The sequence below is a fragment of the Streptomyces sp. UW30 genome, from assembly GCF_008042075.1.
GTDB lineage: Bacteria > Actinomycetota > Actinomycetes > Streptomycetales > Streptomycetaceae > Streptomyces.
This window is the reverse complement of record NZ_RDBN01000038.1, coordinates 62,469-76,322: the sequence shown is the minus strand read 5'-3', so window position 1 is coordinate 76,322 and position 13,854 is coordinate 62,469. Positions and strand designations below refer to the sequence as shown.

Genomic DNA, 13,854 nt, shown 5'->3' with positions numbered 1-13,854 from the left:
GCGGCCCGGGCCTCACCGAAGTCGCCGGTCAGCTGTTGGCGGCGGCCTTCTTGATCGCCTCGCGGATGCGGGAGTAGGTCCCGCACCGGCAGACGTTCTCGATGCCGTCGATGTCGGCGTCCGTCGGACGGGGCGTCTTCTTCAGCAGGGCGGCCGTGGCCATGATCTGGCCCGGCTGGCAGAAGCCGCACTGGGCGACGTCGCAGTCGAGCCAGGCCTGTTGCACGGGGTGCAGCCGGTCGCCGTCGGCGAGGCCCTCGATGGTGGTGACCTCGCGGCCGGAGCAGTCGGCGACCGGGACGACGCAGGGCTGGATCTCGTCGCCGTCGAGGTGGCTGGTGCAGGCGCGGCAGGCGCCGATGCCGCAGCCGTACTTGGGGCCGGTGACGTTCAGCAGGTCGCGCAGCACCCACAGCAGGGGCATGTCGGCGGGGGCCTCGACGGTGACCCGCTTCCCGTTCAGGGTGAAGGAGTAGGACGGCATCGGTACCTTCTCGATGGGTGGCTCAGAAGTTCAGGGGGAAGCGGCGGGGCTTGGTGCCGGTCGCCCGGGCATAGGCGTTGGCGACGGCGCCGGCCGCGGCCGGGACGCCGAGTTCACCGGCTCCGCCGGGCTCGCGCCGGGAGGGCAGGATGTGCGCTTCGAAGTGCTGCGGGGAGTGCCGCCCGCGGGCGTAGTGGAAGTCGGCGAAGCTGCTCTCTCGGACTGCGCCCTTGTCGATGTGCAGGCCGGCTCGCAGCACGGTGGAGATGCCGTCGACGGCGGTGCCCATGAGCTGGGCCTCAAGTCCGCGCGGATTGACGGCCGTGCCGACGTCGGCCGCCATCACCACCTTGGTCACCCGGGGGTTCTTCGGATCGACGGCGTCGATCTCGACGAGGCAGGCCACGCTGGAGCCGTACTCCTCGTGCACGGCGACGCCCTGGGCATGGCCGCGTGGCAGGGACCGGCCCCAGTGTCCGGCGGTCGCGACCTTGTCCAGTACGGCCTTGACGGTCTTGCTTCGCAGTGTCGTACGGCGGAAGGCGACCGGGTCCTTACCGAGGGCGCGGGCGACGTCGTCGACGACGATCTCCTCGGCGGTGCGCACGGTGCCGGAGTCCACCGAGCGCCAGGCACCGAGCGGTATCGCCAGCTCGACCGAGCCCGAGTCGCCCGAGAGGCGGCCGAAGTTGTACAGGCCGCTCTCGCTGGGGAGAGGGGCCGCCGCGGGGGCGCGTACCGCGGAGCGCGCGCCGCCCTGTGCGGAGAGGCCCCGCTCGCCGAAGGACTCGCTGACCGAGGCCGTGGCGTGGGCGAAGGCCACCACTCTGCCCCGGTCATGGCTGGCCCGGACGCGGTGGTGGGAGGCGGGGCGCATCCGGCCGTGCCGGATGTCGTCGGTCCGGCTCCACATCAGCTTCACGGGCAGGCGCGCCTTCTTGGAGATGACGGCAGCCTCCATCGCGGCGTCGTGGTTCAGCCGCCGCCCGAACGACCCGCCGCCGCGCATCACATGGACCCGCACCTTCGACACCGGTACGCCGATCGTCGCGGCGATGTCCTCCCGCGCGGACGTGGGGGTCTGGGAGGAGAACCAGATCTCGGCCCGTTGTGACCGGACGTCCGCCACGGCCGTGAGGACCTCCATCGGCGCGTGGCTGACGAAGGCGAACTCGAACTCGGCCTCGGTCTGCGCCGATCCGCGCGGCGGGGTCCCCAGCTTCGGGACGGCGGCGCGCAGCCGGGAGCGGATCTGGGAGTCGGACAGGCTCGCCAGCGGTCCCGGCGCCCACTTGACGCGCAGGGCGTCGCGGGCCTGGAAGGCGTGGTGGAAGGTCTCCGCGACCACGGCGACACCGCCGCCGAACTGAACGACCGCGTGCACCCCGGGCATGGCACGGGCGGCCGCGGAGTCGATCGAGACGATCTTTCCGCCGATGGTCGGCGGCCGGGCCACGACCGTCGGCTTCGCCCCGGCCACCGCCAGGTCTCCGGTGTACCTGGCTTTGCCGGTGACGATGTCGCGGGCGTCGATGCGGTTCGTCGGCCGGCCGATCACCCGGTGCTGGGACGCCGGTTTGGGCGTGGTCGGCACAGTGGGTCTGGTGATCGGGGCGGCGCTTCTGGTCAGCGATCCGAAGGTGGCCATGCGGCCGTCCGGTGCGATGACCCGGGTACCCCGGGTGCGCAGGGTCCGCGCGGGGACGTGCCAGCGGCGGGCGGCCGCGGTCACCAGCTTGGCGCGGGCGGTGGCGGCCAGCTGCCGGGCCGGGCCGTACAGCGAGCTGATCGAACTGGAGCCGCCGGTGTACTGGTTGCCCTGGTTGCGGGCCTCCGCGAGCGGGATCTCGACGTCGGCGAGCCGGGCGTCCAGTTCCTCGGCGATCATCATGGCGACGGCGGTGGTGACGCCCTGGCCGACCTCGACGCGCGGCAGCCGGACGACGACCTTGTTGGCCGGGGTGACCTCCAGGACCAGCATCTCCGAGTCGGTGCCGGTGACCAGGACGTCGGACGGACGGCGTGCGCCGTCCGAGGCTTTCTCGGCGCCCTCGGCGGTCGAACCGTCGCAACCGAGGGGTGCCGCGACGGTCAGGGTGGTCGCCGCAAGCGAAAAGACCACGAACTGTCGACGGGACAACTGACGGGCCAACAGGTGCTCCTCTCCGCGAACCCGAGGTGGTTCGACCTCTATGAGGGGCCTGCGCACCTCGGGGTTGCGCCAGTTGGCCGGATCATCGATTTATGTCGCGGGCCGCCGCAGTTCGGTGCCCCACTCCAGGTCCCGGACGAGCTCTTGGTCGCCGGGCCCGGTCGGTCCGGCGCCTCTGCTGCCGGGGCCCGACGGGGTGTGAGTGCCTCGGGAGATGTTGCCGCTGACGGTGACGTTGTGCTCCACGCGGGGGCGGCGCACTCTCTCGTAGAGGGACAGCGCGGCGTCCGTGTCCGGTGCGTCCCGCAGGGACTTGGCGAGCACGACGGCGTCCTCCAGCGCCATCGAGGCGCCTTGCCCGGTGGCGGGGGACGCCGCGTGGGCCGCGTCGCCGATGAGCAGGGTCCGGCCGGAGCGCCAGGGCGTGCCGGTGGGGAGTTCGGTGGCGTTGGTGACCATGAGGTCGTCGGAGGTGGCGGCGACGAGGTCCGCTGCCGGGGTGGTGTCCTTGCGCAGCAGCGGCAGCAGCAGGTCGCGCAGGCCCGCCGGGGTGGCGTGTTCGAGGTCCTCCGCGGCCAGCGGCTCGGCGGCGACGCGTGCGAACCAGTACGTCTCTCCCCCGGGCGAGACCGCGTACCCGAAGGCGACGGTGCTGCCGCGGACCATGGTGATGGTGTCGGACGGGGCTGCCTCGGGCGCTTGCGGGGTGTAGCCGTAGAAGACCTGTTGTCCGGCGTAGGCCGGCCGCCGGTCGGGGGCGGTGAGGCGGCGGACGGTGGAGTTCAGGCCGTCGGCGCCGATCAGGAGGTCGCCGGTCGCCGTGGTGCCGTCGTCGAAGTGGGCGGTGACGCCGCCCTGGCCGTGGTCGACCGAGACCAGGCGCATGCCGTGCCGGATGCCGATGCCCCGGCGGGTGACCTCGGCCTGCAAGGCGGCGTTGAGGTCGCCGCGCCGCACGCATCGGTAGCGCAGGTGCGGGATACCAGCCTCGCCGAGCGGGACTTGAGCGACCTCGGCGCCCGTGTCGTCCAGGACGCGCATCGAGGTCAGCGGGAAGCCGATCGCGGTGACCGCCGCCGAGGCGTCGACCTCCGCCAGGGCGCGCATGCCGTTGCTCGCGAGGGTGAGGAACGCGCCGATGTCCTCGGCGGAGTCCGGGTGCGCCTCGTACACGGCGACGTCGCATCCTGCCTTGTGCAGGGCCAGAGCCGCGCCCGTCCCGGCGATTGCGCCCCCTACGACCAGTAACCGCGTCACATCGCCCCCTGATAAGCCTTCGGTGCCTGCCCGTCACGGCCCTTGATCGCCGCCGTCCTTCGTTGAACGTCCCAGGTCCGGCCCGGGTTCCCATGCGGGCCGCCGATCGTCGCGAAGTCCGGACGGTCGAACTCCGCAACCGTGCAACCATTCGGCCAAGAAGGTTGTCTCCCCTAATATCAGGCACATCACCTCTCGGGGGACACAATGGGACGAAACAGAATCGCCTGGGCGTCGGCAGCCGCGCTCATGGTCGCCACGCTGGGTGTGGCGGCGGTCCCGGCCCAAGCCACCGCAACCACCACCGCAACCACCACGGCCTGCCCCACCGGCTGGGGCAGTCAGGCCGAGACCCGCTCCGCGGCCACGTCGGAGTCGGTGACGAACATCAGGACCGGTCGGCACGCCTGCTTCGACCGCATGGTCGTCGACGTCCCCGGCGCGAGCACCCGTGAACTCGGCTACTCCGTCCGGTACGTCAGCCGTCTCTACCAGGACGGCTCGGGGCGGCAGATCGCCGTCGGCGGCGGAGCCGTCATCGAGGTGCGCGTGGCAGCGCCCGCCTACGACCCCGCCACCGGAAAGCCCACGTATCCCGCGAAGGCCGGCCAGCGCCTGACCGGCGTGAACCTCACGGGGTACCGCACGTTCCGGGACGCGCGGTTCGTCGGCAGCTTCGAGGGGGACACGCAGATCGGGCTCGGCGTGCGGGCACGGCTGCCGTTCCGGGTGTGGGTGGCGGCCGATCGCGTCGTCGTCGACGTCGCGCACAACTGGACCGGGGCCCGCTGAGGCCCTCGGAGGTCCGGGGCGCTCAGGGCCTGGGCCCGGTCAGGGCGTCCCGGCCCTGGTACTCCCGCAGCTTGCGGTAGAGGGTGGCGCGGGCGATCCCCAGCGCCGCCGCGGCGCGCGCCTTGTTTCCGCCGTGGCGGCGCAGCGCCTCCAGGATCGCGGACCGTTCGGCCAGCTCCATCGGGCTGAGGGTCCGCCCCGCCGGTCCTTCGCGGACGGGATCGGGCAGTTCGCCGCGCCGCACCGGCCCGAAGAGTCGCCGCTGGCCGGCCAACGCCCTGACGAGATGCGCGAGTTCCGTGACGTTCCCGGGCCAAGGATGCTGCTCCAGCGCCCGCAGCGCGTCCAGGGTCCAGGTCAGCGGCGGGCTGCCGGGGGCGGGCCCGGGCGCGAGGACGGGCAGCAACTCCCGGATGTCCTCGGGGCGTTCCCGCAGTGCGGGCAGGGTCACCGAGCGGGCGGCGAGGGTGTCGAGGAGGCGCTGGAGGCAGGGGCCCGGCGAGGTTCCGGGTGTGTAGGTGGCGACCACGCGGGCGTCGGGGCGCTCCTCCAGGAGGGAGTTGAGTGTGGCCACGTCAGGCTGGGACAGGCGTTCGGCGTGCCGCAGCAGCAGGGGGCGGTCGCCGGCCCTCCCCCAGCCTCCGGCCGGGGGGACCCCTATCTCGCTGCGCTCGCCGTCCTTGAGGCCGAGCTCGGGTGATTCGGCGGCGTCCACGACCAACGGGGCCGTCCCGTCGAGCAGTTCGAGGGCCAGGGCGGTCTTGCCCGTGCCCCGCTCCCCCGTCACCAGCACGGGTCCCGCCGTACGGAACAGCCGCGACGCCCGCGCGACCGCGTGCCGCCAGGGCACCGAGCCTCCCACCAGCGCGCCCGCCGGACTCGGCGCCGGCGCCGGCTCCACGGGACGTGGGGCGAGCACGGCGACCAGGCCGAGGGCGCGGCCCTCGTGCCGTACCGGAGTGATCTCGGCGGTGCAGCCGGCGTCCTCGGGAAGCGGGATGTCGTACGACTCGCCGCTCCCCCTGCCCCAGGCCCGCGCACCGCGCTCCAGCGCCTCCAGCACCTGCGGCGAGGCGAGGCCCGCCGCCGCCTCGCTGATCAGGCGGCTGCGGCCGTCCAGTGCGACCACCGCCCGCTCGCGTCCCCGCGCGGCCCGCTCGTAGGCGTCGAGCAGCGCCCGTTGCGCGGTACGCGCGCGTGCCCGCAGTTCCGCCTCCACCGCGGCGGCGGCCGCCTCGGCGAGTGCGGCGCCGGGATGCGGCCGGCAGCCCGCCCGCAGACCGCAGGCCACCGTCACCGTGCCGAGCACCTGACCGGTCTCCGGGGAGAGCAGCGGCACGCTGACCGCCGAGACGTCCTGCCACACGTCGAGGAAGTGCTCGGGACCGTGCACCTCGGCCCGGCGGCGGGTGCGCAGGGCGAGCGCGGCACTGTTGTGACCGACCTCCCGCTCGGACAGGTCGGCGCAGGTGTCGTCGCCGGGCGCGCTGCCGGTCGACCACAGCACCCTCAGCCGTTCGTCGGTGAGCACGAGCGCCGAGCGCCCGGCGTCGAGGGCCGGCGCGATCCGGGTGAGCGCGGGGCGCGCCGCCTCCAGCAGGGGCGAGTCGTCGGGGTCGGCCGACTCCCGCAGCGGACCGTCGAGATCGGGCCGTACACCGAAGAAGCGGGCGCGCCGCCAGGCCGCCACGACGTCGTCCGGTACGCCGTCCGGCAGGGGGCGCCCCGTCAGGAACCTTTCGCGGGCCTGGCGTAGTGGGGCGAGGGCAGGGGAATGTTCCGCGGTGGTCATGGCGTCCCTCACCGTATCCGGGGCGTCGCGCGGATGGCGAGGGCGGGTTGTCCCGCTTCACCGCACGTCGGTGACCGGCGGGTTGTCTCGTAATGAGACACCCACGACAGGCCGCTTCGCTCCATGATCTTGAAGGTCGGGGTCTGTTCTCATCTCCTGGAGCGTTCTGTCGTGCACACCGTCGTCGAGACCGATGTACTGATCGTGGGCAGCGGCCCGGCGGGCGCGTCGGCCGCGCTCGCGCTCAGCACCTACGGCGTGCGCAACATGGTCGTCACGCGGTACGCGAGCCTCGCCGACACGCCCCGCGCTCATATCACCAACCAGCGCACCATGGAGGTGCTGCGCGATCTGGGCGTCGAGCAGGACGTGATCGCCCGGGCGACGCCCCAGCATCTGATGGGCGACACGACGTTCTGCACCAGCCTGGCCGGCGAGGAGCTCGGCCGGGTGCGCTCCTGGGGCAACGACCCGCTGGTGCAGGCCGCGCACGAACTCGCCAGCCCCACCCGCATGTGCGACATGCCGCAGCACCTGATGGAGCCGGTGCTGGTGAACGCGGCGATCGCCCGCGGCACGGACTTCCGGTTCAGCACGGTCTACAAGTCCTTCGTGCAGGACGACTCCGGCGTCACGGTGACCGTCGAGGACCGGCTGCGCGGCGACGAGTACACCGTCCGCGCCCGGTACCTGATCGGCGCCGACGGCGGCCGCTCCAAGGTCGCCGAGGACGCCGGGCTGCCGATGGGCGGTCAGATGGGCGTCGCGGGCAGCATCAACATCGTCTTCGACGCGGACCTGAGCAAGTACACCGCCCACCGCCCCTCGACCCTGTACTGGGTGCTCGCACCCGGCGCCACCGTCGGCGGCATCGGCGCGGGCCTGGTGCGCTGCGTACGGCCCTGGAACGAGTGGATGATCGTGTGGGGCTACGACGTGAGCGCGGGCGCCCCCGACCTCACCGAGGAGTACGCCCTGTCCGTCGTACGCCAGTTGGTCGGCGACGACGAGATCCCGGTGACGATCAAATCGTCCTCGGCGTGGACGGTCAACGAGATGTACGCGGAGACTTACGCCAACGGCCGTGTCTTCTGCGCCGGTGACGCCGTGCACCGCCACCCGCCGTCCAACGGTCTCGGCTCCAACACCTCCATCCAGGACTCCTACAACCTGGCCTGGAAGCTGAAGCTCGTCCTCGACGGCGTCGCCTCCGCGAAGCTCCTCGACACCTATGACGCCGAGCGCGCTCCGGTCGGCCGGCAGGTCGTGACGCGCGCCAACAAGTCCATCGCCGAGACCGCACCGATCTTCGAGGCGCTCGACGGTCTCTCGCCGCAGACGCCCGAGCAGCTGTGGGCCAACATCGCCGCCCGCAAGGAAGCCACCGAGGCGGCCGCCGAGCAGCGGGCCGCGCTGCGGGAGGCCATCGCCTTCAAGGTGTACGAGTTCAACGCGCACGGCGTCGACCTCAACCAGCGCTATTCCGCGGAGAGCTCTGCCGCGATCGTCCCCGACGGCACCCCCGACCCCGGCTTCACCCGCGACCCAGAGCTGCACCACCAGCCCACGTCCCGCCCCGGCGCCAAGCTCCCGCACGCCTGGATCACCTCGGGGACGCGGACCCTGTCCACCCTCGACACCGTAGGCAAGGGCCGTTTCACGCTGCTCACCGGCATCGGGGGCGAGGCGTGGCTGCGGGCCGCCGAGGCGCAGCCCCTCGACATCGCGACGGTCGTCGTCGGACCGGGCCAGGAGTACGAGGACCCGTACGGCGACTGGGCGGGCCTGAGCGGGATCTGTGACGCGGGCGCCCTGCTCGTACGCCCCGACGGGTATGTGGCGTTCCGGCACGCGGGCGCCGCCGAGGACGCCGAACGGTTGCTCACGGACGCGCTGCGGCGGATCCTCGGGCACGGTTGAGAGGGGCACGGCCGAGATGGGCGCGCGGGAGGACGGAGAGGGAGCGGGCATGGCGGACGAGCCGACGGTCACCGACGAGGTCGTGGCCGGTCTGCGGGGCACGGACGACCCGCGGCTGCGGGAGTTGCTCACCGGGCTGGTGCGGCATCTGCACGACTTCGCGCGCGAGACGCGGCTGACGCAGGAGGAGTGGGAGCGGGCGATCGGGTTCCTGACGGTGACCGGGCAGACGTGCACGGACACCCGCCAGGAGTTCATCCTGCTGTCGGACGTGCTCGGCCTGTCGATGCTGGTGGAGACGATCAACGGCCGGCACGGCCCCGGCGCCACCGAGTCGACGGTCCTGGGCCCGTTCCACATGACGCAGTCGCCGGTGCGTGAGCTCGGCGCGAGCATCGACCTGGTGGGCGGCGGCGAGCCGTGCGTGGTGAGCGGACGGGTGCTGTCCCGGGACGGCGCGCCGCTGCCGGGCGCGGTCGTGGACGTGTGGCAGGCCGACGGCAACGGCTTCTACGACGTGCAGCAGCCGGACGTACAGCCCTCGGGCAACGGCCGCGGGCTGTTCACCGCGGACGACGAGGGGCGGTTCTGGTTCCGTACGTGCGTGCCGAGCCCGTATCCGATCCCGACGGACGGCCCGGTCGGCGGGCTGCTGCGGGCCACCGGACGGCACCCTTACCGGCCCGCGCACATCCACTTCATCGCCTCGGCCGCGGGGCACACTCCGGTGACCACGCACATCTTCGTGGCGGGCAGTGACTACCTGGACTCGGACGCGGTGTTCGCCGTGAAGCCGGGCCTGGTCACGGACTTCGCCCCGGCCGACGACCCGGCCGCGGCACGGGAGTTCGGCGTCGCGAACCCCTTCCGCCGGGCACGCTTCGACCTCGTCCTGGAGCGGTCGTGACGGACTCCCTCGACTTCTCCTACGAGAGCCGGCCCGTGCGGGTCGTCTTCCGGGCCGGCGCCGCGGTGTCGGCGACGCCGGGCGAGGTGGAGCGGCTCGGGCTGCGGCGGGTGCTGGTGGTCTGCGGGGCGCGGGGCGCGGACACCGCGCGGGCGGTCGCCGACGCGCTCGGTCCGGCCTGTGTCGGACTGCACGACCGGGCCCGGATGCACGTTCCCGCCGAGGTCGCCGACACGGCCGTCGAGACGGCACGTGCGGCGGGCGCCGACGGGTGCGTGGCGGTGGGCGGCGGCTCGTCGATCGGCCTCGGCAAGGCGATCGCACTGCGCACCGGCCTGCCGCTGATCGCCGTGCCCTCCACGTACTCCGGCTCGGAGATGACCCCGGTGTGGGGACTCACCGAAGACGGCGTCAAACGCACCGGCCGCGATGCGAAGGTGCTGCCCCGCAGCGTCGTCTACGACCCCGAGCTCACCCTCTCGCTGCCGGTACCGCTGTCGGTGACCAGCGGCGTCAACGCGATCGCGCACGCCGTCGAGGCCCTGTACGCCCCCGACACCTCGCCGCTCGTCGCGCTGATGGCCGAGGAGGGCGTACGGGCGATGGCGCGGGCGCTCCCGGCGGTGGCCGCGGAACCCGCGTCGCCGCAGGCCCGCGGGCGTGCCCTGTACGGGGCCTGGCTGTGCGGGTCCTGTCTGGGCGCGACCACCATGGGCCTGCATCACAAGGTGTGCCATGTCCTGGGCGGCACCTTCTCGCTGCCGCACGCCGAGACGCACACGGTGGTGCTGCCGTACGTCCTGGCCCACAACGCCCCCGCCGCCCCGGACGCGGCCGCCGCCGTGGCCCGCGCCCTGGACACGGCCGACGCTCCGACGGCCCTTTGGGAGCTGGCCGGACAACTCGGCGCGCCCCGCTCGCTCGCCGAACTGGGCCTCGCCGAAGCCGACCTGGCGGTGGCCGCCGCGCAGATCGCGGGCCAGGCGTACGCCAACCCCCGCCCGGTGACGGCCGACGGCGTGCTCGCCCTGCTGAGGGCGGCGTACGAAGGCGCCCCGCCGGCCACGGTCGCCCACTGACAGCCATCCCCCCACACACTCGAAAGTCCCCCCACCGGAAGAAAAGGTGATCAGCATGCCCCTCGGTCTGCTCAGGAGGCGGCGCTCCCGAGAAACCCCGGGTGTCCCCTTGCCCGTGCCGCCCGGCGCGGGCGTCGTGGGCCGCGAGGTGGTGGACCCGATGGGGCTGCCGATGCGCGGCGCCGAGGTGACCGTGACCGCGCTGGACTCGCACGAGGTCGTGGCGTCAGGGAGGACGGACCCGTACGGCCTGTTCCTCGCCGCGCTGCCTCCGGGCCGCTACAGCCTCATGATCACGGCCGAGGGTCTGAGCCCGCACCGCGAGCCCCTGGACGTCGTCGCCGGTCCGCCGCAGCCCGCCGTCCGGGTCCAGCTGGCGTCGGCCCGGCAGCTCGAACTGCCGGTGCCCGGCACCTGGCTGTTCGACCCGCCGCACACGGCGATCCGGTTCATCGCCAAGCACGTCGGCATGGCCCATGTGCACGGCCGCTTCGAGCGGTTCACGGGCGGCATCCGGGTGGCTCCGGACATGGCCGATTCCCAGGTGTCCGTACGTATCGAAGCGGCCAGCATCACGACGGGCAACAACACCCGGGACGCCCACTTGCGTTCAGCGGACTTCCTGCACGTCGAGCGCTACCCGTACATCGACTTCGCCAGCACCCGCTTCGCCTACCGGGGCGGCACAAAGTGGACGCTGCACGGCTCGCTCACCATGCACGGCGTCAGCCGCTCGGTGGAGCTGGACACCACCTACCTGGGGTCGGTCAACGGCGGCTACGGCGAGGAGCTGCGGTGCGCGGCGCTGGCCAGGGCCGAGCTGCACCGGGAGGACTTCACCCTGAACTGGCGCAGCATGCTGGCCCGCGGCATCGCGGTGGTCGGGCCCACGGTCCAGCTGGAGCTCGACGTACAGGCGATGTACCGGACGCACGACACCCCTACGCCTCCCGACTAGGCCGAAATGGCTGAGAGGTTCCTCACGCCCCGGTTACGAATCGCTCAACCTCTGGTTGCGACGTGGTGATCGAGCGACTATGGAGGCATGACACTGGCCCAACGCGCCATGGAACAGCTGGAAGCCTGGCCCGACCTCAGCTCGGGCCGGGCCAGTTGTGGCGTCGGGCCGGCCCTGCGCTCCGTCCGCAGCGAGATCGTTCACTTCCACTCGGAGCGGGACGTGGACCTGCACCTGACGGTCCCGGCCATCGGACGCTTCCATGACGATCTCCGCGACTCGACCGCGATCCGGATGGTCCCCGGCTCCGGCTGGGTGACCGTCCATCTGGACTGCGACACGGACGTCGATCTGCTGATGAGCCTGGTCAGCGCCGCCCTCAAAGCACATCAGACCCACCCCTCCCCTGCCGGGCACCCGGCAGGGGACGAGTGCAACTTCCGTCGCGTCACGGTGCTGCCCCGCGGCTAGGGCGCGTATCGAGTCGTGATCATCGGGTGGTCCTGGTGAGGTCTTTGATCCAGATCATCGAGCCGAGGTGAGCCGACCGGTGCACTGATGTCCGGGCGGGGACTCATGGGACATGGCCCGGCACCCGGCTCAGGTTCCGGGGAGGATACGGCGCGTTTCGTAGGCCCACATCGCGATCTCGACCCGGTTGCGGGCGCCGAGTTTGGCCATCAGGCTGGCCAGATGCGTCTTCACCGTGCTGAGGCTGATGTGCAGTGCATCGGCGATCTCGGTGTTGGTCAGCCCGCGAGCGACGGCGAGGAGCACCTGCTCCTCGCGGGCGGTGACGGGAGAGACCGGCTGGGCCACGGGCCGGCCGGCGGGCAGGTCCGCGAATGCCTGGAGCAGACGGACGGTGACGCTGGGCGCGATGAGCGCCTCACCGTCGGACGCCGACCGTACGGCCTGCGCCAGAAGGTCCGGTCCCGTGTCCTTGAGGAGGAATCCGCGGGCGCCGGCACGCAGCGCGCCGTAGACGTACTCGTCGAGGTCGAACGTGGTGATGACGACCACGGCCAGCGGGTCGGCGACGCCCGGGCCGGCGACCAGCCGGGTGGCCTCGAGCCCGTCGAGTGCGGGCATGCGGATGTCGAACAGGCAGACGTCGGGGCGTAGTTCGCGGGCCAGACGTACCGCTTCCCGCCCATCGGCGGCCTCGCCGACCACCTCGATGCCGGGCTGGGCGTTCAGCATGATCCGCAACCCGGTGCGGATGATCGTCTGGTCGTCAGCGACGAGGACGCGAATGGACACCGCTCTCGCTCCTCGCTCTCGGCAGTTCGGCTTCGACATGCCAGCCCCGGTCGGTACCCGGGCCGGCTCGTAGTGTGCCGCCGAGCAGGGTCGCGCGCTCGCGCAGTCCGGTAAGTCCGTATCCGTCGCGACCCCGGCCGGTGCGCCGGCCGTTGTCGAGCACGCTCACCCGTACCGTGTGCCGTTCCGCGGCGACCCGAACGACGAGCTCGGTCGCGTCGACCGCATGGCGCAGCACGTTGGTCACCGACTCCTGCACGATCCGGTAGACGGCCGCGTCCACGGCCGGGGGCAGCGCGTCCAGTTCGCCGTCGAGCCCCAGGTCGACCCTGAGGCGAGCACCCGGGGTGCGCACCAGGCGCTCCAGATCCGCGACTCCGGCAGGGGGCGCCAGCTCGGCGCCGACCCCGCGGTCGCGCAGCGCGGCGACCATGGCGCGCATTTCCTCCAGCGTGCGCGCCCCTTCCTCCTCGACCCCCTCCAGCGCCTCGACGGCGGCGGACGGGTCGGTGCCCGCGAGTACCCGGCCCGCCTGGGCGATGATCACCATGGCCGACACGTGGTGGGCCACCGTGTCGTGCAGTTCCCGGGCGAGCTGCTCGCGCTCGCGGGAGCGCACCTGCTCCACCTGCCGCTCGCGAGCGGTCACCCGGAACCGCACGGCAGCCCCGACCACGCCGGGCAGCAGCAGGAATACGAAGCCCACGACATTCTCGACGACCGGGGTCTCGTCCGTGACGGAACACAGCGCGCCGGTCGCGAGGATCACCGCGCCGCCCAGCACGATCTCGCGTCCCGATCCCCACCGGGGCAGCGCGTACACCAGCACGAGCACGACCGCGCCGGTGTACAGGCCGACGGGCTCGCGCGGTGCGGCGACGAGCGAGGCCAGCTGGAGCAGGCTCACCGAGCCGAACGCCAGCGTCACCATCGCCAGCGGGCGGGTCCGGCGCCACAGGGGCAGCAGGCACAGCCATACGGCGAACACCACCGCCACCGGCCGCCACACGACGTTCTCGCGCAGGGTGGCCTCCAGCGCCACACCGGCAAGGCCCGCGGCGAGCAGCGCCCAGTCCCGCCGCACCCGGGCGGGCGCGTCGGGCGGCCGGGGTTCGGTCCACAGGGTTCGCAGGTCGTCTCGGAGCACGGTTCTCAGCCTAGGGACCGCGGCGTGCCGCGCATCGGCCGAAAGGACTGGTCGTCACTCCGCCCCGAGGCCGACAGATCCGCGGCCCGCGGGCCGATGCCGC

12 protein-coding genes are annotated in these 13,854 nt (G+C 72.7%); 6 read left to right on the top strand and 6 right to left on the bottom strand.

Translation table 11 applies throughout. The features are described from left to right. Positions 1–28: 28 nt before the first annotated feature. The 3 genes from EAO75_RS29480 to EAO75_RS29470 all read right to left on the bottom strand — a co-directional run bounded on the left by EAO75_RS29480 (position 29) and on the right by EAO75_RS29470 (position 3,893). Positions 29–484: a (2Fe-2S)-binding protein gene (locus EAO75_RS29480; RefSeq protein WP_147998190.1), complete on the bottom strand. Its 456-nt coding sequence runs from the start codon at positions 482–484 to the stop codon at positions 29–31. A 22-nt stretch (positions 485–506) separates the two neighbouring features. Continuing rightward, positions 507–2,606, bottom strand: coding sequence for a xanthine dehydrogenase family protein molybdopterin-binding subunit (locus tag EAO75_RS29475; RefSeq protein WP_147998214.1), 2,100 nt, complete (start codon positions 2,604–2,606; stop codon positions 507–509). A 120-nt stretch (positions 2,607–2,726) separates the two neighbouring features. Then, positions 2,727–3,893, bottom strand: coding sequence for an FAD-dependent oxidoreductase (locus tag EAO75_RS29470; RefSeq protein ID WP_147998189.1), 1,167 nt, complete (start codon positions 3,891–3,893; stop codon positions 2,727–2,729). A 207-nt stretch (positions 3,894–4,100) separates the two neighbouring features. Here EAO75_RS29470 and EAO75_RS29465 point away from each other — a divergent pair, with 207 nt between their 5' ends. Continuing rightward, on the top strand, positions 4,101–4,685 hold the full coding sequence (locus EAO75_RS29465) for a hypothetical protein (protein WP_147998188.1): 585 nt from the start codon (positions 4,101–4,103) through the stop codon (positions 4,683–4,685). A 22-nt stretch (positions 4,686–4,707) separates the two neighbouring features. Here EAO75_RS29465 and EAO75_RS29460 read toward each other — a convergent pair whose 3' ends face one another. Next, positions 4,708–6,477, bottom strand: coding sequence for a helix-turn-helix domain-containing protein (locus EAO75_RS29460; protein WP_147998187.1), 1,770 nt, complete (start codon positions 6,475–6,477; stop codon positions 4,708–4,710). Between the two features lie 123 nt (positions 6,478–6,600). Here EAO75_RS29460 and EAO75_RS29455 point away from each other — a divergent pair, with 123 nt between their 5' ends. From EAO75_RS29455 to EAO75_RS29435, 5 genes are all read left to right on the top strand, one after another. After that, on the top strand, positions 6,601–8,397 hold the full coding sequence (locus EAO75_RS29455) for an FAD-dependent oxidoreductase (RefSeq protein WP_410092492.1): 1,797 nt from the start codon (positions 6,601–6,603) through the stop codon (positions 8,395–8,397). 49 nt (positions 8,398–8,446) lie between these two features. Further along, on the top strand, positions 8,447–9,304 hold the full coding sequence (locus EAO75_RS29450; protein WP_147998185.1) for an intradiol ring-cleavage dioxygenase: 858 nt from the start codon (positions 8,447–8,449) through the stop codon (positions 9,302–9,304). After that, positions 9,301–10,383: a maleylacetate reductase gene (locus tag EAO75_RS29445; RefSeq protein ID WP_147998184.1), complete on the top strand. Its 1,083-nt coding sequence runs from the start codon at positions 9,301–9,303 to the stop codon at positions 10,381–10,383. The genes EAO75_RS29450 and EAO75_RS29445 overlap by 4 nt, the downstream gene beginning before the upstream one ends. 55 nt (positions 10,384–10,438) lie before the next feature. Continuing rightward, a complete protein-coding gene (locus EAO75_RS29440; RefSeq protein WP_147998183.1) occupies positions 10,439–11,341 on the top strand; it encodes a YceI family protein in 903 nt (300 codons plus the stop codon). A gap of 87 nt (positions 11,342–11,428) precedes the next feature. Next, positions 11,429–11,812: a luciferase family protein gene (locus EAO75_RS29435; RefSeq protein WP_147998182.1), complete on the top strand. Its 384-nt coding sequence runs from the start codon at positions 11,429–11,431 to the stop codon at positions 11,810–11,812. Positions 11,813–11,941: 129 nt separating this feature from the next. Here EAO75_RS29435 and EAO75_RS29430 read toward each other — a convergent pair whose 3' ends face one another. Both EAO75_RS29430 and EAO75_RS29425 read right to left on the bottom strand, forming a co-directional pair. After that, the gene (locus EAO75_RS29430) at positions 11,942–12,604 is read right to left on the bottom strand and encodes a response regulator (protein WP_147998181.1); all 663 of its coding nucleotides are present in this window, start codon (positions 12,602–12,604) and stop codon (positions 11,942–11,944) included. Continuing rightward, positions 12,579–13,751, bottom strand: a complete 1,173-nt coding sequence (locus EAO75_RS29425) for a sensor histidine kinase (protein ID WP_147998180.1) — start codon at positions 13,749–13,751, stop codon at positions 12,579–12,581. The genes EAO75_RS29430 and EAO75_RS29425 overlap by 26 nt, the downstream gene beginning before the upstream one ends. Between the last annotated feature and the right edge of the window lie 103 nt (positions 13,752–13,854).